The 17,831-nt window shown below is 75.3% G+C and carries 17 protein-coding genes; 9 read left to right on the forward strand and 8 right to left on the reverse strand.

Translation table 11 applies throughout. The annotated features are described in order from the left end of the window. The first annotated feature begins 175 nt into the window (after positions 1-175). Positions 176-1,240 carry a cobalamin-independent methionine synthase II family protein gene (locus ACRAKJ_RS24370; RefSeq protein ID WP_438924211.1) on the forward strand — a complete coding sequence of 355 codons (1,065 nt, stop codon included), beginning with the start codon at positions 176-178 and terminating at the stop codon, positions 1,238-1,240. Positions 1,241-1,299: 59 nt separating this feature from the next. On the opposite strand, the gene ACRAKJ_RS24375 is transcribed toward ACRAKJ_RS24370, so the two are convergent. Then, positions 1,300-2,181 (reverse strand): maleylpyruvate isomerase family mycothiol-dependent enzyme, encoded by an 882-nt coding sequence (locus ACRAKJ_RS24375; RefSeq protein ID WP_438924210.1) that lies wholly within the window; start codon positions 2,179-2,181, stop codon positions 1,300-1,302. Positions 2,182-2,468: 287 nt separating this feature from the next. Here ACRAKJ_RS24375 and ACRAKJ_RS24380 point away from each other — a divergent pair, with 287 nt between their 5' ends. The 3 genes from ACRAKJ_RS24380 to ACRAKJ_RS24390 are packed head-to-tail and all read left to right on the forward strand — an operon-like array spanning position 2,469 to position 5,324. After that, positions 2,469-3,785 (forward strand): AarF/UbiB family protein, encoded by a 1,317-nt coding sequence (locus tag ACRAKJ_RS24380; protein ID WP_438924209.1) that lies wholly within the window; start codon positions 2,469-2,471, stop codon positions 3,783-3,785. Between the two features lie 7 nt (positions 3,786-3,792). Beyond that, positions 3,793-4,458, forward strand: a complete 666-nt coding sequence (locus tag ACRAKJ_RS24385) for a carboxymuconolactone decarboxylase family protein (protein ID WP_438924208.1) — start codon at positions 3,793-3,795, stop codon at positions 4,456-4,458. Then, positions 4,455-5,324, forward strand: a complete 870-nt coding sequence (locus ACRAKJ_RS24390; protein WP_447008673.1) for an SDR family NAD(P)-dependent oxidoreductase — start codon at positions 4,455-4,457, stop codon at positions 5,322-5,324. Before ACRAKJ_RS24385 ends, ACRAKJ_RS24390 begins: the two co-directional genes overlap by 4 nt. A gap of 62 nt (positions 5,325-5,386) precedes the next feature. Here ACRAKJ_RS24390 and ACRAKJ_RS24395 read toward each other — a convergent pair whose 3' ends face one another. Then, the gene (locus tag ACRAKJ_RS24395) at positions 5,387-6,934 is read right to left on the reverse strand and encodes a GMC family oxidoreductase (protein WP_447008674.1); all 1,548 of its coding nucleotides are present in this window, start codon (positions 6,932-6,934) and stop codon (positions 5,387-5,389) included. 279 nt (positions 6,935-7,213) lie between these two features. Between ACRAKJ_RS24395 and ACRAKJ_RS24400 the strand changes: the two genes are divergently transcribed. The 3 genes from ACRAKJ_RS24400 to ACRAKJ_RS24410 are packed head-to-tail and all read left to right on the forward strand — an operon-like array spanning position 7,214 to position 10,755. Then, positions 7,214-8,206, forward strand: a complete 993-nt coding sequence (locus tag ACRAKJ_RS24400) for a DUF1702 family protein (protein WP_447008675.1) — start codon at positions 7,214-7,216, stop codon at positions 8,204-8,206. Continuing rightward, positions 8,203-9,567 (forward strand): cytochrome P450, encoded by a 1,365-nt coding sequence (locus ACRAKJ_RS24405; protein WP_447008676.1) that lies wholly within the window; start codon positions 8,203-8,205, stop codon positions 9,565-9,567. The genes ACRAKJ_RS24400 and ACRAKJ_RS24405 overlap by 4 nt, the downstream gene beginning before the upstream one ends. A gap of 36 nt (positions 9,568-9,603) precedes the next feature. Next, the gene (locus tag ACRAKJ_RS24410) at positions 9,604-10,755 is read left to right on the forward strand and encodes a carboxymuconolactone decarboxylase family protein (RefSeq protein ID WP_447008677.1); all 1,152 of its coding nucleotides are present in this window, start codon (positions 9,604-9,606) and stop codon (positions 10,753-10,755) included. A gap of 4 nt (positions 10,756-10,759) precedes the next feature. Here the strand turns inward: ACRAKJ_RS24410 and ACRAKJ_RS24415 are convergent, their stop codons facing one another. Continuing rightward, positions 10,760-11,692 (reverse strand): NmrA family NAD(P)-binding protein, encoded by a 933-nt coding sequence (locus ACRAKJ_RS24415; RefSeq protein ID WP_438925602.1) that lies wholly within the window; start codon positions 11,690-11,692, stop codon positions 10,760-10,762. Between the two features lie 103 nt (positions 11,693-11,795). On the opposite strand from ACRAKJ_RS24415, the gene ACRAKJ_RS24420 reads away from it, so the two are divergent. Beyond that, a complete protein-coding gene (locus tag ACRAKJ_RS24420) occupies positions 11,796-12,362 on the forward strand; it encodes an SbtR family transcriptional regulator (RefSeq protein ID WP_438925603.1) in 567 nt (188 codons plus the stop codon). Positions 12,363-12,438: 76 nt separating this feature from the next. Here the strand turns inward: ACRAKJ_RS24420 and ACRAKJ_RS24425 are convergent, their stop codons facing one another. From ACRAKJ_RS24425 to ACRAKJ_RS24435, 3 genes are all read right to left on the reverse strand, one after another. Then, a complete protein-coding gene (locus tag ACRAKJ_RS24425; RefSeq protein ID WP_438925604.1) occupies positions 12,439-12,615 on the reverse strand; it encodes a hypothetical protein in 177 nt (58 codons plus the stop codon). Positions 12,616-12,642: 27 nt separating this feature from the next. Then, a complete protein-coding gene (locus ACRAKJ_RS24430) occupies positions 12,643-13,398 on the reverse strand; it encodes a helix-turn-helix transcriptional regulator (protein WP_438925605.1) in 756 nt (251 codons plus the stop codon). Positions 13,399-13,771: 373 nt separating this feature from the next. Continuing rightward, a complete protein-coding gene (locus ACRAKJ_RS24435; RefSeq protein ID WP_438925606.1) occupies positions 13,772-14,899 on the reverse strand; it encodes a carotenoid oxygenase family protein in 1,128 nt (375 codons plus the stop codon). A 78-nt stretch (positions 14,900-14,977) separates the two neighbouring features. Between ACRAKJ_RS24435 and ACRAKJ_RS24440 the strand changes: the two genes are divergently transcribed. Then, positions 14,978-15,661, forward strand: coding sequence for a WHG domain-containing protein (locus ACRAKJ_RS24440; protein WP_438925607.1), 684 nt, complete (start codon positions 14,978-14,980; stop codon positions 15,659-15,661). A gap of 31 nt (positions 15,662-15,692) precedes the next feature. On the opposite strand, the gene ACRAKJ_RS24445 is transcribed toward ACRAKJ_RS24440, so the two are convergent. Further along, complete coding sequence (locus ACRAKJ_RS24445; protein ID WP_438925617.1) at positions 15,693-17,231, reverse strand: carboxyl transferase domain-containing protein; 1,539 nt, start codon at positions 17,229-17,231, stop codon at positions 15,693-15,695. Between the two features lie 116 nt (positions 17,232-17,347). After that, positions 17,348-17,824: a flavin reductase gene (locus ACRAKJ_RS24450; RefSeq protein ID WP_438925618.1), complete on the reverse strand. Its 477-nt coding sequence runs from the start codon at positions 17,822-17,824 to the stop codon at positions 17,348-17,350. Between the last annotated feature and the right edge of the window lie 7 nt (positions 17,825-17,831).

The raw sequence follows: 17,831 nt of genomic DNA on the forward strand, positions 1-17,831 counted from the left end.
GCCCTCTGACCTGCGCTTTTAGAATAACAGCGTGATTTGTTTTTCCGAGTGGCCGCTCACCGGACCCGGCCGCCACCGTGCGGTTGTCCGAAGCGCGCGTGCCGGGTGCGCAATTCCGGAGAAGCATTCCGGCCGCCCGGCCGGGATGCTGTGCGGACCCGACGAGAGGACACCCGTGCCCATCCCCACCGAACCCATCGGCAGCGTGCCCCGCCCCGCCGAGCTGATCCGCGGCCACCGGGAGCACGCGGAGGGGCGCATCGACGACGCCGCGCTCCGGGAGCTGGTCGACGCGGCGCTGGAGGACACGGTGCGCCGCATGGAGGCCACCGGGTCCCCGGTCGTCACCGACGGCGAGCAGGACAAGCCGAGCTTCGTCACCTACCCGCTGGCGGGCCTGCCGAACCTGTCGCCCGACGGCGCGGTGATCCCGTTCGCCGACGGCCACACCCGGCAGCTGCCGGTGCTCACCCGCGGGCCGTTCCGGTACGCCGCGCACGCCGTCGACCAGCTGCGCGCCACCCTGCGGCTGACGGACCTGCCGGTGAAGCAGGCCGTCATCGCCCCGTCGGCGCTGAGCCTGCTCTACCCGGCGGGCGGTCTCGACGGCTACCCGCGCGAGCGGTTCCTCGCCGACCTGGTGGACGAGACGGCGGCCGACGTCGCGGCCTGCCTGGCGGCGGGCGCCGACTCGGTGCAGATGGACTTCACCGAGGGCAGGCTGTCGCTCAAGCTCGACCCGTCCGGCGGGCTGCTGCGGGACTTCACCGCCCTGCACGCCGCCGTGCTGGAGCGGTTCTCCGCCGGGGAGCGCGCCCGGATCGGCGTGCACACCTGCCCCGGCGGCGACCAGGACTCCACGCACAGCGCGGACGTCGACTGCGCCGAGCTGCTGCCGACGCTGTTCGCGGTGCCGGCGGGCCGGTTCTACGTGCAGCTCGCCGGCGAGCCCGACCGGCGGCGGGTGCTGGCCGTGATCCGCGACCACCTGCCCGCCGACGCCGTGGTGTTCGTCGGTGTCGTCGACCCGATCGACCCGCGCGTGGAGACGCCCGAGGAGGTGCGCGACCGCGTGCTGGAGGCGGCCGAGTTCATCCCGCCGGGCCGGCTCGGCACGTGCGACGACTGCGGGTTCGCGCCGTTCGCGGACGACACGTCCACCTCGCGCGACACCGCGTTCGCCAAGATCACCGCCCGGGTGGAGGGCACGCGGCTGGCCGCCGCCGCGCTCGGCGCCTGACCGGCGCGGACGCGCCCCGACCGCACCCGCCGCCGCCGCGCGGACGGCGGCGGCGGGGGTCAGGGCATGCGGAGCTTGCGCAGGAAGGCGGGGAGCAGCCACGGGCGCCGCCCCCACACCACCAGCGACCCGCTCAACGCCGCCCGCGCCCGGCTCCTCCGCCGGAACAGCACCAGGTCGAGCTCGGCCGGCCGGAACCGGAGGTGCACGTCGACGTCCGCGCCCGGCTCCTCCACCCTGGCCACGCCGTCCTCCAGCACCATCACCAGCGGGACGGTGTGGTCGGAGTGGAACCGCACCGCGATCCGCCTCGGGCGCACGGGGCGGCCGTCCAGCAGGCGGCCGTAGCCGTGCCGGGTGAGGTCGACCAGGAACAGGTCGACGAACAGCGCGGCGTGCTCGTCGGGCACGCGCCACGGCCGCCCGGTCGCGCGGGCGACGTCGTGGCCGTGCACCAGCAGCTCGTTCGCCAGGTGCGCGAACACGCCGGCCAGCGACAGCCGGGAACCGCCGAGCCAGCCGTGCACGCGCTCGGGGTCGGCGTCGGCGGTGGTGTCCAGCAGCTCCGCGACCGAGGCGCGCAGCAGCTCCGCCAGCCGGGCCGGGTCGCGCTCGGTGAAGCTCGCCAGCTGCACTGGGTTGACCTCGGTGGCGAGCGTGTCGAGCGTGGCGCCCGCCATGCGCGGGCGGACCTCGGGGATGGGGAAGCTCTTCGCGCCGTCGGCGACGACCGCGGTGTTGTTCCAGGCGATGCCGGTCACGTGCGCCGCCGTCTCGGCGACCGTCCAGTGCTCGGTGGCCCGGGCGCCCGGGTCGGGTGCGGACGCGACCAGGTCGGCGAACCGCTCGCCGGCCTCGCGGACGGCGGCACGGGCCGTCGCCCACCGCTCGGGCGTGACGCGGCTCGCCGCCGGCGTGCCGGGTCCGGGTGAGTTCCCCATCGGTCCGCCTCCCCGCCCGGGTCCCGGGCTCCGACTCTCCGACGTGGGCCAGCGTGCCGGTCCCGCGCCGGCCCGCGCACCTCCCCCGTTGCCCTCCGCGTCAGAGCACCCGCGCCGGCGCACCCGCGTCAGAGCACCCGCGTCGGAGCACCCGCGTCGGAGCACCCGCGTCGGCGGTCGACGCCCACGAGCACGGGAGGAGTAGTGGCTCCGCCGCCCGTCCCCCGACGATCGAACCGGGTGGCGCTCCGCCACCGCGAGCACCTCAGGACACACAGGGGGCGATCTTGACGACGTTCACCGGTCGCCTGCTCCGGCTGCCCGGCCTCGTGCTGCGCGGGTCGTGGGTGGGCGCGGTCGTGCTCGGTCACGCCCTGGCCGTCGGCGCGTCGGCGGTCACCGCCCGCCTGCGGCGCGGCGCGGGCGGCCCGGGCCTGCGCGACGGCGAGCGCTGGGTGCGGACGCTGACCCGGCTCGGCCCCTCCTACACCAAGATCGGCCAGCTGCTGAGCACGCGGCGCGACCTGCTGCCCGAGTCCGTCACCACGCCGCTGGCCCGCCTCACCGACTCGGCCTCCCCGCCGCGCCGACGCCGCGTCGAGCGGGCCGTGCGGCGCGCCTACCGGGACCGGCCGTGGCCGTTCCGGGAGTTCGACTGGGAGCCGGTGGCCTGCGGCAGCATCGCCACCGTCCACGAGGCGGTCACCCTGGACGGCCGGCGCGTCGCGGTCAAGGTGCGCCGCCCCGGCATCGCGGGCGTCATGCGCCGGGACTTCGCGCTGGCCGCCGCCGCGATGACGGCGCTGGGCGCGCTGCCCCGGCTGCGCCGGATGCCGTTCAAGCTCATGCACGCCCAGGTGGGCGGCGCGGTCCTGCGGCAGCTGGACTTCCGGGCCGAGGCCGACGCGCTCGCCGCGCTGCGCGCCAACCTGGCCGGGTTCGACAACGTCCGCATCCCGGAGCCGCTGCCCGAGCTGTGCACCGACGAGACCGTCGTCATGGAGTACCTCCCCGACCTGACCCGCTTCGAGCCCGGCGAGCTGGACGCCGACACGCGCCGCGCCGTCGTGCGCGCGGTGCTGGCCGCCATCTACGAGATGCTGTTCGTCGACGGCGTGGTGCACTGCGACCTGCACCCCGGCAACCTGTACTTCGACCGCCGCGCGCACCTCGTGGTGCTGGACGCGGGTTTCGTGATCCGCCTGCCCGACGCGGTGCGCCGGTCGTTCGCGGACTTCTTCATCAACATGGCGCTCGGCGACGGCTGGATGTGCGGGCAGATCGTCATCGACAGCGCCGCGCACGTCGCCGCGGACAGCGACCTGGAGGGCTTCCGCACCGGGCTGCGGGAGCTGGTCGCGGAGACGTCCGGCGCGCGGTCCGGCGAGTTCGACCTCGCGCGCTTCGCCGGGCGGCTGTTCGACCTCCAGCGCCGGTTCGGCCTGTTCCCCGCACCCGAGTTCGCCTTCCCCCTGCTGTCGCTGCTGGTCATCGAGGGGATGGTCAAGGGGTTCGACTCCGACGTCGACTTCCAGGCGGAGGCGGTACCGGTCCTGCGCCGCCGCAACACCCCACGCGCTGCCGAAACCACTGCTGAAAGGTGAGTCGAGCATGGACGCAACCACCCACGTCCGGGTGCCGCTGATTGCCGAGGACCAGGCCGAGGGCCGCCTCGCCGAGCTGTACGAGGAGATCAAGCAGGCGACCAACCTGCCGTTCGTGCCGGACATGTTCCGCCTCACGTCCACCCGGCCGGACCTGCTGGAGGCCGTCGTGGCCGGGTACAAGGGCATGTACCTCGGCGGCGTGCTGCCCCGGCAGACGCGGGAGCTGATCTCCGCCTGGACCTCGAAGGTGAACGAGTGCCCGTACTGCGTCGGCACGCACAACTTCTTCTACCGCGCGTTCGGCGGGCCGGAGGAGATCGCGCAGGCCGTCGAGTCCGCCACGACCGCCGACGACCTGCCGGTGGACGACCGCACGAAGGTGCTGCTGCGCCTGCTGACCAAGCTCAGCCGCGAGGCGTACAAGGTCACCGACGAGGACTGGCAGGGCGCCCTGGCGGCGGGCTGGACGGCGGAGGAGCTGCTGGAGGCGTTCTTCACCTCCTCGATGTTCAACTTCATCACCCGCATGGTCGACGGCCTCGGCCTGGGCCTGTCGGTGGCGGCGAGCAGGGTGTCCCAGCAGGAAGTGCCCCAGCAGGAAGTGCCCCAGGAGGCCAAGCAGCAGGAGGCCGGGCAGCAGGGCGGCGTGCCCGCCGGGGGCGAGCGGTGAGCCCGTCGCGCGCGGTCCTGATCACCGGGGTCAACTCCTCGGGCGGCCGGTCCTCCGGGACGGGCCGCGCCACGGCGCTGCGCCTGCACCGCGCCGGCCGGCCGGTCTACGCCACCGGGCGCGCCCTCGACGGGCTCAAGGACCTCGCCGAGGAGGGCATCACCACGCTGCGGGTCGACGTCACCGACGAGGAGTCGATGGTCGCCGCGGTCGAGCGGGTCACCGAGGAGCACGGCTCGGTCGGCGTGCTGGTGAACAACGCCGCGTACAGCCTCAACGGCACCATCGGCGAGACCCCGCTGGAGCAGGTGCGGCGGCAGTTCGAGACGAACTTCTTCGGCCTGTCCCGCATGACGCAGCTCGTGCTGCCGGGGATGCGCGAGCAGCGGTCCGGGCGCGTCGTCATGATGTCGTCGATCTTCGGCCTGTTCGCCACCCCCGGCCGGGGCTACTACCAGGCGACGAAGCACGCCCTGGAGGCCATCAGCGACTCGCTGAGGCTGGAGGTGGCGCCGTGGGGCATCAAGGTGGTCGTCATCGAGCCGTCGCCGATCCTGGGCTCCTTCGTGCCCACCACGGTCGGTGACCTGGACCTGGCCACCGACAGCGACCTGTACGCCGACTTCTGGCGGCGGTTCGTCGAGTGGCACGGCGCCTACCGCGAGGTGGAGAACCCCAAGGGCCGGGGCCGGACCTCGATCCGCTCGGGCAAGGTCGCCGAGGTGGTCGAGAAGGCCATCACGGCCCCGAACCCGCGCATCCGCTACCGGATCGGCATCCCGGTGCGGCTGCTGGGCCCGCAGCGGGCGATCTTCGGCGACCGGGCCTGGGAGGCGTTCGTCACCAGGTTCTTCCCGCAGCCGTAACCGCGCGCACGACGGGAGCGGCTCCGGACCACGTCGGTCCGGAGCCGCTCCCGTCGTGCGGGTCAGCCGTCGAGGAGCTGGTCCGCCATCCGCTCGCCGATCATGACGGAGGTCAGGTTGGTGTTGGCGCGCACCGTGTTCGGCATGATCGAGGAGTCGCAGACGTGCAGCGCGTCCAGGCCGTGCACCGCGCCGCGCGGGTCGACCACCGCGTCCGGGTCGGACGCCGGGCCCATGCGCACCGTGCCGGTCGGGTGGTAAGCGCTCTCCAAGCTCGTCTTCACGTACTGGCGGACCATGTCGTCCTTGTCGATCATGGCGTCGCGCAGCACCACGAAACCCTGCCCCAGCTTGAGGATGTCCGGGTGGTGGGCCAGCTGCCACGCGGTGCGCACGCCGTCCACCAGGACGTCCATCTCGCGCTCGTCGTCGAGGAAGTTGAGCGCGATGGAGGGCTGGGCGGACGGGTCGGCCGACGGCAGCGTGATCCGGCCCCGCGAGCCGGGCCGCTGCGACACCACCATCACGCCGAGGATCTCGTCGGTGCCCGAGAGCATCTGGAGCTCCGGGAAGGGACCCAGGTCGAAGTGGTTGACCATGTAGTACTGGAGGTCGTTGAACTCCCCGGTGACCGGCGAGGTGGTGCGCAGGATCTCCTGGAGGAACGCCTCGGTGCGGTCGACGACGCCGGGCCGCGGCACCAGGAACGCGCCGGTGCGCTGGTGGTCCACCAGGTTCGCGCCGACGCCGGGCAGGTCGGCGCGCACGTCGACGCCGAGCCGGCGCAGGTCCTCGGCCGGGCCGACGCCCGAGCGCAGCAGGATCGCGGGCGAGGCGACCGCGCCCGCGGCCAGCACCACCCGGCGGCCCGCCACCAGCTCGTACGCGCCGCCGTCGGTGGCCGCCAGCACGCCGACCGCCCGCGAGCCCTCGAACACCACGCGGTCGACCACCGTGCCGGGCCGGATCTCCAGGTTGGCCCGGTCGCGCACCAGGGCCAGGTAGGTCGTCGCGGTGGTGGCGCGGTGCACGGCGTCGTGGCGGGTCGACGGGATCGACCCGATGCCGGTGGCCTCGGGGTGGTTGTGGTCCTTGACCTCCGGGAAACCCGCGCGCAGGCAGGACTCCACGAACGCGGTCTGCCCCGGCGACAGCTCCTCCGGCCGCCAGCGGCGGACCGGCATCGGCCCGCCGCCGCCGTGGAACTCGCCCTCGCCGAAGTCGACGTCGCGCTCCAGCTTCCGGAAGTACGGCAGCACGTCGGCGTAGGACCAGCCGGGGTTCCCGGCGGCGGCCCACTCGTCGTAGTCGGCGGGCACGCCGCGCAGCCCGACCGTCGCCCCCACCGCGGACGACCCGCCGGTGATCCGGCCGCGCGGGTAGCGGATGCGCCTGCCGTCGTGCACCTCCGCGCGGAAGGTCCAGTCCTGGCCGGTGAACGACATGGTCCGGCCGTAGCGGACCTCCTCCGGCAGCTCCTCGCGCGCGACGTGGTCCGGACCGCCCTCCAGCAGCAGCACGCGCCGCGCGGGGTCCTCGCTCAACCGGACCGCGAGGGCCGCGCCGGCCGATCCGGCACCGACGATGATGTCGTCAAAGTGAGCCGTCATGAGAGTCCTCGGGGTGTGTCGGCACTTCGGGCGCAGGGTCCCACCTCGGGCGCAGGGTCTGCGGCCCCCGTCCGGCCGAGGGTCGCACCGGCGGCGGCCGTGCTGCTACTCGCCGGTTGCCCGTCGTGATCACGCCACCGGGAATGCGCGCGACGGGCTTTTCCCGGTGCCCGCGCACCGCTTCGCACGCTGGGAGTAGGCAGCGGGCGCGCGCCGGTCCGACGATTTCGTCAAGTCCGTGGCGCCGCGCCCACGCGCGGCGGGACGAAGGGAGCGAAAATGGCCGGCCCTTGGCGGGCGCTCAGGCGACGCGTGCTCACTCCCGGCGTGTCGAACACGAAACTCGAAGTACGCGGTTTCCACGAGAAGGACGCGGCGGCGCGCGAACTCCTGGAAACCGTCGGCCGCTCTTTCCTGGAGGGGTACGGGTACGCCGCCGAGGCGCGCACGCCCGGCGAACCCGAGCAGCGGCTGGAACAGGTGCCGCGCCGGTTCCGCGGTTTCGCCTACGAGGGCGCCGCGATGGGCTTCGCGGTGCGCGACGGCCTGCCGTTCGGCCGGGGCGGGCTCACCGCGCGGTTCCTGGCCGGGCGCGCCGCCCGGCACTCCTACATGGCCCACGTCGGCATCGGCTGGGCGATGGCCCGCCTGCCCCGGTTCCGCTGGTCGCGGCTGGAGCTGGGCGACCCGCTGCTGCGCTGGCTCGCGCTGGACGGCTACGGCTTCCACCAGGCGTACTTCCGCACCGAGCGGTACGTGCGGGGCCAGTACCGCGAACCGGACTTCCCGTGGCCCGGCGGCGGGCAGTCCTGGTACGCCGACCACGCGATCGACCAGGGCATCGGCCGGGCGGCGTGGTTCGTGGGCGGCGCGGACCACCGCGTCGTGGCGGACCTCATCGACTCCTTCGCCGAGGAGCGCCGCGCCGACCTCTACAGCGGCGCGGGGCTGGCCGCGACCTACGCGGGCGCCGCCGACGAAGCCGGGTTGCGGGCGTTCCGCGACCGCGCGGGCGACCACCTGCCGCACGTGGCGCAGGGCAGCGCGTTCGCCGCCACCGCGCGGCTGGAGGCGGACCTGGCCGACGAGCACACCGCCGCGGCGACGGCGGTGTTCTGCGGCATGACGCCGGAGGAGGCGCGGGCGCTGTGCGACCGCACGCGCCCGGCGACCGCCGCCGAGGTGCCCGGCGAACCCGGCGTGCCCTCCTACGAGGTGTGGCGCAGGCGGATCACCGCGGCGTTCGTCACCGGGGCCGAGGTGTCGCCGTGACGACCGCCGCGGACCCCGGCGCGCGGGCGCTGCCCGGCCCGCCGCGCAGCGCCACGCCGGGCCTGCTGGCCGGCATGGCGCGCGACCGCCTCGCCGTCATGACCTCGGTGTCGCGCCGGTACGGCGACGCGGTCCGGCTGCGGCTGGGCCCCAAGTCGCTGCACTTCTTCAACCACCCCGACCACGCCAAGCACGTGCTGGCCGACAACGCCGCCAACTACGTCAAGGGCATCGGCCTGGTGCACGCCCGCCGCGCGCTCGGCGACGGGCTGCTCACCAGCGAGGGCGAGGTGTGGAAGGCGCAGCGCAGGACGATCCAGCCGGTGTTCCAGGCCAAGCGGGTCAACGGCAAGGCGGAGGTGATCGCGCAGGAGGCGGCCGGGCTGGTGGAGCGGCTGCGGCGGCGGGCGGGCGGCGGTCCGGTCGACATCAGCGCCGAGATGACCGGCCTGACCCTGGGCGTGCTCGGGCGCACCCTGCTCGACGCCGACCTGGGCGCGTTCGAGTCGATCGGCGAGTCGTTCGAGGCCGTCCAGGACCAGGCGATGTTCGAGATGATGTCGCTGGGCGCGGTGCCCACGTGGCTGCCGCTGCCCCGGCAGCGGCGGTTCCGCAGGGCGCGGGCCGACCTGGACCGCATCGTCGCCCGGCTGACCGCCGAACGCGCCGCGAACCCGACCGCCGAGGGCGACGACGTCCTGTCCCGGCTCGCCGGGGCCGTCCGCCGGGACCCCGACGAGCGGGCGGCGCGGCTGCGGGTGCGCGACGAGGTGGTGACCCTGCTGCTGGCCGGGCACGAGACCACCGCCAGCACGCTGAGCTGGACGTTCCACCTGCTCGACCGGCACCCCGCCGTGTGGGAGCGGGTGCACGACGAGGTGGTCGGCGTGCTGGGCGACCGGCTGCCGACGTTCGCCGACGTACACCGGCTGCGGTACACCTCGACGGTGATCCAGGAGGTCATGCGGCTGTACCCGCCGGTGTGGCTGCTGCCCCGGCTGTCCCGGGAGGCCGACCTGGTCGGCGGCTACCGGGTGCCCGCCGGGGCCGACGTGGTGATCTGCCCGTACACCCTGCACCGGCACCCCGCGTTCTGGGACGAACCGGACCGGTTCGACCCCGACCGGTTCGAGCCGGGCCGGGCGAGCGGGCGGCCCCGGTACGCCTACATCCCGTTCGGGGCCGGACCGCGCGTGTGCGTGGGCAGCGGGCTCGGGATGCTGGAGGCGACGATCGTGACCGCCGCCGTCGTGCGCGAGCTGCGGTTGACCACCGTGCCCGGCCACGAGGTGCGGCCCGAGCCGATGCTGACGCTGCGGGTGCGCGGCGGACTGCCGATGACGGTGCGGCCGGTCGCCTGAGGCGTCCCCGCGAGAAGCCCTGGAGGAGCCGGTCCGATGCGAGCAACCCTGGTGCAGGCAGGTCTGCGCGGCCTCTCCACCGTCCAGGTCCGGCGGGTCCGGCCGGTGCGGTTCGGCGCGGCGACCGGTGACGTGGCCCGGGTCTACCGGGAGCTGGAGCGCGACTTCGGCGTGCTCGCGCCGCCCGTCGCGCTGCACGCGCCCGCGCCCGACGTGCTGGCGGCGGCGTGGATGACGTTGCGCGAGACGCTGCTGGTGCCCGGCGTGGTGCCGAGGGCGGTGAAGGAGGCCGTCTCCACGGCGGTCTCCGAGGGCAACGCGTGCCCGTTCTGCGTCACGATGCACTCGTCGGTGCTGCACGACCTGGTGGGCCGGCGGGGCGGGGCGGCGCGGGAGGGGGTGGGGCGGGCCTCAGGGCGAGGCGGGGCGGCGCAGGGCGGCGTGGCACAGGGCGGCGTGGCACAGGGCGAGGTGGCACAGGGTGGGGTGGGGCTGGCGGCGGAACGGGCGGCGGGGTGGGCCACCGCCAACGCGAGCCCGGACACCGCCGCGGCCCACCCGGTACCGTTCCCGCCGGAGCAGGCCCCGGAGGTGGTCGGCACAGCGGTCGTCCTGCACTACCTCAACCGCATGGTGAACCTGTTCCTGGGCGAACTGCCGCTGCCGCCGCGCGCGCCCGCCGCGTCGCTGGCCGTCGTGCGCCGGGTGCTGGTCCACCTGATCACGGCGGCCGAGCGGCGGGGCCCGGAACCCGGCACGTCGCTCGACCTGCTGCCCGACGCGCCGCTGCCGGACGACCTGCGCTGGGCCGCCGGCAACCCGGCCGTCGCCGGCGCGTTCGCCCGGGCCGCCGCCGCCGTGGAGCGCGCGGGTCTGCGCTCGGTGCCGGACGAGGTGCACGAGCTGGTGGCGGCGCACCTGGCGCGGTGGGACGGCCGGCCGGTCGGCGTGAGCCGCGCGTGGGTGGAGGACGCGGTCGGCGCGCTGCCCGCCGGGCAGCGCGCCACCGGCCGCCTGGCGCTGCTCACCGCGATGGCGTCCTACCAGGTCGACCAGGGCGTGGTCGACGGCTTCCGGGCGGTCTCGCCCGAGGACCGGGCGCTGATCGACGTCACGTCGTGGGCGAGCATGGCCGCGGCGCGGCGGATCGGGAGCTGGATGCGGTGCGGCCCGGAGGCCGCCCCCTGACGCGTCAGGGTCGGCGGACGTCCGCCCTGACGTGCTCCCGGGCCCAGGTGTCGAGGTCGGTGACCGGGATGCCGAGGGCCCTCGCGTACTCCGGGCGACCCGGCTGGCCGACCGCGTTCATCCACTCGTGCGCGGCGCCCATCGCCGGCATCCCGGCGGCGAGGGCCTCCTCCTCGGTCATGTCCGGCGCGGTCAGCGGGGTGCCCAGGGCGCGGGACAGGACCTCGGCGATCTCCGTCATCGGGAGGTGGTCGCCCGCCAGTTCCAGCTCGACCCGGTGGAACCGGTCCGGTTCGGCGACGGCCGCGGCGGCGGCCCGGCCGACGTCGCCCACCGTGACGAGGGCGAGCCGGGTGCCCGGCTTCAGCACGCTCACCAGGCCGCCCTCGACGCCGCGCGGGAACAGGAACGCGGCGGACGGCAGGAGGTTCTCCATGAAGAACCCCGGCTTGAGGATCGTCCACCGGGGGAAGCCGGCCGCGCGCACGCTGTCCTGGACGGCGCTCTTGGCGTTCAGGGTGGGACCCATCGACGCCCAGCGGCCCTCGGCCCAGCCGGGGGCCTCGGTGTGCTGACCGGCACCGCTGACGGACGTGTGCACGAACTGCGGCACGCCCGCCGCCCGCGCGCCCTCGACGAGGTTGACGCCCTGGGTCACCTCCCCCGCGAAGTCGAACCCGGTCGCGGTCGCGGCGGGCATCTGCACGGAGAAGACGGCGCGGGCGCCCTCGGCGGCGCGGACCACCGAACCGCGGTCGCGGAGGTCGCCGGTGACGAGTTCGGCGCCGAGCGCCTCCACCGCCCTGGCCCGGTCCGAGGCCGGGTCTCGTACCAGGGCGCGGACGGGCACCCCGGCGGCGAGCAGGGCACGAGCGGTAGCACCGCCCTGCTTGCCGGTGGCGCCGGTGACCAGGACGGGCGCGGGACCTGCGGACATGGTGCTCCTCGGGGTTCGACACGCTAAACGGCGGGGTCCGCCGTTTCGGTGGGCGCTACGATATGGCGGCCCCCGCCACTTGAGCAAGCCCGGAGGTGACGCCGTGCCCGACCGGCAACGCGCCGACGCCGTGCGCAACCACGCGCGCATCCTCGCCGTGGCCGAGGAGGAGGTCGCCGCCCGCGGCGCGACCGCCTCCCTGGAGCAGATCGCCCGCACCGCCGGGGTCGGCTCGGCGACCGTGCGCCGGCACTTCCCCACCCGCCGCGCGCTGCTGGAGGCGGTCTCCCGGAAGCGGGTCGAGGCGCTGGCCGCCCGCGCCCGCGAACTGACCGGCGCGGGCGACAGCCGGGACGCGCTGCTGGGGTGGCTGGGCGAGGTCGTCGCCTACTGCGTCGACGCGCGGGGACTGGCGGCGGCGCTGGCCTACGACGGCGCCGAGGCCGACCCGGTGCACGAGAACAGCTGCTCGGCGGCGCTGGAGGAGGCGGCGGGCCCCCTGCTGGACCGCGCCGCGCGGGACGGCGCGGTGGCGGCGGGCGTCACCGTCGGGGACCTGATCACGCTGGCCGTCGGCGTCGTGCTGGCCACCGAGCACCACGCCGACCCGGCCGCCCGCGCGGACCGGCTGTTCCGACTGGCCGTGACCGGCCTGAGCCCGCAGCGCTGACCGCGACCGCCGGCCCACGGCGCCGACCGCGACCACAGGGCCACAACGCCGACCGGGACCGCCGGTCCACAGTGGACTATCGGTCGGGCCTTCCGCCCGTGACGCGGTCCACCGCGACCACCAGCCCCAGCGCCACCGCGAGACCCGCGACCGCGCCGAGGGCCGCGCCCACCCCGCGACCGGCGCACCAGCCGAGGACCGCGCCGGAGGCGGTGGGGGCCGACAGGGCGGCGACTGCCGCTCGACCGCGCACCCACCACCAGCGGCCGGGGCGCACGCGTCACCCGACCCGGTCGGCCAGGGGCACGGTGCGGCTGTCCAGCTCGGGCAGCGCCAACAGGATCGGCAGGTCCAGCAGGCGGGCCGGCCGGGTGTCGACGTCCACCTCGGTCGACCGGCCCGCCCGCACCCGGACCGACTCGGCGGACCCGACGAACAGCGGGCGGCGCTTCCACGGGCGCGGGTCGAGGTCGCGGACCGCCACCACGGCCACCCGCAGGAACCACTCGCCCTCGGGCACGCCGTCGAGGTGGTACGGCCCCGAGCCGTCGCGGATGTCGCACGCGCTGGGCACGCCCTGCGCGATGGGGTCCTGGAACGCGCCCACGTACACGCGCACCGGCGTGCCCGCGTCCGGCACGCCGACCCAGCCGCACACCGCGCCGCCGTGCGGACCGCGCGCGGGCCCCGGGAACGACGACAGCGACAGGACCCCGGCGCCGGACAGCGCCCGGTAGCGGGCCGGCGAGACGCCGACGCTGCGGGTGAACCGGCTGGTGAACGTGCCCAGGCTGTTGTACCCCACCAGGTAGGAGATCTCGGTGACGCTCGACGACGTCTCCAGCAGCAGCTCCTTGGCCTTGCAGAGCCGGACCGCGGTGAGGAAGCGCCCCGGCGACGTGCCGGTCATGGCGCGGAAAACGCGGGAGAAGTAGAATTTGCTCAATATCGCGGTGTCCGCCATGTCGGCCAGCGACAGCGGTTCGTGGTAGCGGTTCCACATCGTGTCGATCGCGCGCTCTACCGCATCCTGCACAGCAGTGCCTCCATTGCGCTAGTCGAGTGACCACCGGCGGACGAAAGCCTCGGAACCCCCTCTCCCCCGAGTTCCCCCGACGCTGTTGCCCCAGGTCCTCGCCGCGCGACCGGCACGCGTGAAACGCCGTCCGAATGGGTGCCGCGCACCACGGTCACCCGTTCCCGGACGGCCCGCGCATTCCGCGGCAGCCGCGCGACGATTCACCCGTCGTCGCCGTCCGGGCCGCTGGGCCCGGATTCCGTGAATTACCTGTCCTCGACGTTAGCAGTACGGCGGTCCGGTGTGATCGCGCGCGATGCATCACCGCACGATGCAAGACGGTCGCCCTGCGTCGTGCGGAGCCGGTGCGCCCGGACGGCGGAGCGGGCGCTCAGCCGGTCAGCCAGGCCGTGCGCCGCGCCGTCGCCAACCCCCGGGGCGCCTGCACGACGGCCGCGGGCGCGCGGAGGTCGCCGGCGTCCAGCACGAGCAGCTCGCCGCGCCGCTCCGCGACCCGCTCGACCGGGAGGAGCACGTGGCCGGCGGTCGCCCGCGGCAGGCCGGCGACCGTGCCCGCGCCCAACCGCCGCACGTCGGCGCGGCCCGTCGCGGTGTCGTACCGGACGAGTTCCGCGCCCGCGCCGGTGTTCCGCGTCGCGTGCAGGAAGCGGCCGGTGACCGCGGCGGCGTCCGCGCCGGGCACGAGGTCGCGCTCGGCGACGTCCCCGGTGGCCGGGTCGACGACCCACCTGCGGAGCGCCGCGGGCCCCTCGCCCCCGAAGGGCCGCAGCACGGCGTCCACGACCACGCGCCCGTCCTCCTCGCGGGCGTCCACGACGTCGTGGACGTGCCCGGCCGCCACCGGGAACCACCGGACCGACGGCTCGTCACCGGCGAGGCCGAGCAGCCCGAGCCGGGACGGCCTGCCCGCGCGCCGGGCGTAGGGGAACCGCTCCCCCACCAGCGCGGCGGCGCGGCCGTGCGCGACGGGCCCGTCGAAGAGGACCACGTGCGAGTCGGTGAGCGCCGCGGCGACCAGCGGCGCGCCGGGCAGGGGGAAGGGGCGGGCGGACAGCACCGCGCCGCGCGCGTCGGCCACCACGTGCTCGGCGTACCCGAGGCCGGGGTAGGTGGCGATCGAGTGCCACCGGCCGCCGGCGTCGGCCACCGGGCGGGACAGGGCGACCGGACCCCGGCCGTCCGGGCCCTGCCCCGCGCGCAGGGCGGGCGCGAGGGCCGGAACGGGCCCCAGCAGGCCGGTGGCGCCCCGTTCGGCGGTGGCGCGGTAGGCGTGCGCCGCACCTCCGCCCAGCCGCACACCGGAGACCAGGACCGGTCCGGTGAGGACGTCCGGGTGGTCGGGGCGGTGCGCGTGCGCCGGGTGCGGCCCGGCCGCCAGGAACGCGCCGCGCAGCCCCGGCGGCAGCGAGCCGCCCACCCGCAGCGCGGGACCGTCCGCTGTGGACACCGCGGCGGCGGACGACGGGAGAGCCACCGGTTCCCGGACCAAGGGACCCATCGGGGTCACCTCCAGATTCCCACCTCGTAGCATAACACCGTTAGATAAACGATAACGCTGTTGTGCAACACTGTCAAGGTGAGCCCGCGCAAGTTGGACCCCGAGATCCGCACCGCCCTGGTCGACATCGCGGCGCGGCTGCTGGCGGAGCACGGCGCCGAGGCGCTGTCCACCCGCAAGATCGCCGCCGAGGCGGGCACCTCGACCATGGCCGTCTACACCTACTTCGGCGGCATGAGCGGGCTGGTGCGGGAGATGGTGCACGAGGGTTTCGCCCGCCTGGAGCGCCAGTTCGCGCGCGTGCGGCAGACCGACGACCCGGTCGCGGACGTGCTCGTGCTCGGCCACGCCTACCGGCACAACGCGAAGGCCAACTCCCACCTGTACGCGGTGATGTTCGGCGGGCAGTCGCTGGCCGGTTTCTCGCTCACCGAGGACGACCGCCAGTACGGCAGGTACACCCTCGTGGACGTCGTCGGGTGCGTCACCCGCTGCATCGAGGCCGGGCGGTTCCGGCAGGCCGACCCGCTGCTGGTCGCGCACGAGATGTGGATCGCCACGCACGGCCTGGTGAACCTGGAGCTGGGCGGCTACCTGGTCGACCCGGTCGGCGCGGACCGCTGCTACGAGACCCTGCTGGGCAGCCTCGTCGTCGGCGTCGGCGACGACACCGCGACCGCGGCGGCGTCGGTGGCCGCGGCGAAGAGGCGCGTGCGCCGCGAGGTCGTGAGCGGGCCGGACGCGGACGGGCCCCGGCGCTGACCGCGCGCCGGGGCCCGTCCCCCACCCCGCCTCAGAGCGGGATGTTGCCGTGCTTGCGCCGGGGCGGCTCGACGCGCTTGTCCCGCAGCACCGCCAGCCCCCGGGCGACCGCCGCCCGCGTCTCCGCCGGGTCGATCACGTCGTCCACCAGGCCGCGCTCGGCCGCGTAGTGCGGGTGCACCAGTGCCTCCGCGTACTCGGCGACCAGCTCGGCCCGCAGCTCCGCCGGGTCCGCCGCGGCGGCCAGCTCCCGGCGGAACAGCACGTTCACCGCGCCGTCGGCGCCCATCACCGCCACCTCGTTGGTGGGCCAGGCGAAGGACAGGTCCGTGCCGGTCGAGCGGGAGTCCATCACGATGTACGCGCCGCCGTACGCCTTGCGCACGATCACCTGGATGCGCGGCACGGTGGCCTCGCAGTAGGCGTAGAGCAGCTTCGCGCCGTGCCGGATGATGCCGCCGTACTCCTGCTCGGTGCCCGGCAGGAAGCCCGGCACGTCCACCAGGGTCACCAGGGGGATGCCGAAGGCGTCGCAGAAGCGCACGAACCGCGCGGCCTTCTCCGCCGCCGGGATGTCCAGCACCCCGGCCAGCACGCCCGGCTGGTTGCCGACCACGCCGACCGTCTCGCCGTCGACCCGGCCGAACGCGCACACGACGTTGCGCGCCCAGTCCCGGTGCACCTCCAGGAAATCGCCGTCGTCCACCAGCTCCTCGACCACCAGCCGCACGTCGTAGGGCCGGTTCGGCTCCACCGGGACGATCCCGGCCAGGTCCGGCCGCAGGTCCTCGGTCGCGCCGCACGGCCCGGTGGACGGCGCGCGGTCGAGGTTGTTGGAGGGCAGCAGCGACAGCAGGTGGCGCACCTCCTCCAGGCAGCTCTCCTCGTCGTCGCAGACGAACGCGGCCACCCCGGACCGCTCACCGTGCACGGCCGCGCCGCCCAGCTCCTCGTGGGTCACCCGCTCGCCGCTGACCGCGGCCACCACGTCCGGCCCGGTCAGGTACATCTGCGCGGTGTCGCGGACCATGAACGTGAAGTCGGCCAGCGCCGGGGAGTACGCCGCGCCGCCCGCGCACGGGCCGAGCACCACGCTGATCTGCGGCACGACGCCGGACGCGGCGACGACCCGGCGGAAGATGCCCCCGTAGCCGTGCAGGGACATCACGCCCTCCTGGATGCGCGCGCCGCCGCTGTCGTTGAGCGAGACGATCGGCGAGCCGGTGGCGACCGCGAGGTCCATCACCTTGTGGATCTTCGCCGCGTGCGCCTCGCCGAGCGAGCCGCCGAAGACGGTGAAGTCCTGGGCGTAGACGAACACCCGGCGGCCGTCGACCGTGCCGCTGCCCGCGACCACGCCGTCGGTGTGCGGGCGGCCCGACAGCCGCATCCCGGTGCCCAGGTGGCGCCGGTACAGGTCGAGCTCCACGAACGAGCCCTCGTCGAGCAGCAGGTCCAGGCGCTCGCGGGCGGTGCGCTTGCCCAGCGCGTGCTGCCGCCGCACGCCCTCCGGCCGGCCCGCCACGATCCGCGCCCGCAACCCGGCGTGCTCCGCGCGCACCTGCTCCATGGTGCGCGGCGAGGCGGCCCGCGCCTCGTTCCCCGGGGCGCGCGCGGCGGTCCGGCCGTCGCCGTTGGCCGGGCGGGGCACCTCCACGGGCACGAAGTCGGCCGCACCGGTCGCCGTCACGAGCGCACCCCGCCCGGCAGGGCCGCCACCCGGTGGTAGCCGCCGCCGAAGAACAGCAGCGGCCCGCCACCGGGCACGGCGCTCGCGGCCAGGACCTCGCCGACGAAGATGGTGTGGTCACCGCCCTCGTGGGCGTGCGCGAGCCGGCACTCCAGCCAGGCCGTCGAGCCGCCCAGCAGGGGCGCGCCGGTGCGCGGGCCGGGCCGCCAGTCGACGCCGTCGAACTGGGCCGGCCCGCGCGGACGCCGCCGGTCGGCGAAGTACCTGGCCACCGGCTCCTGGTCGGCGGCGAGGATGGACACCGCGAAGTGCCGCGCCCCGGTGATCGCCGCGTGCATGGCGGCCGTGCGCGCCACGCAGCACATCACCAGCGGCGGGTCCAGCGACACCGAGCCGAAGGCGTTCGCGGTCATGCCGTGGGCGTGCTCGCCGCCGGTGGTCAGCACGGTGATGCCGGTGGCGAACTCGCGCATCACCTCC

Source organism: Saccharothrix sp. DSM 118769 (genome assembly GCF_052936295.1).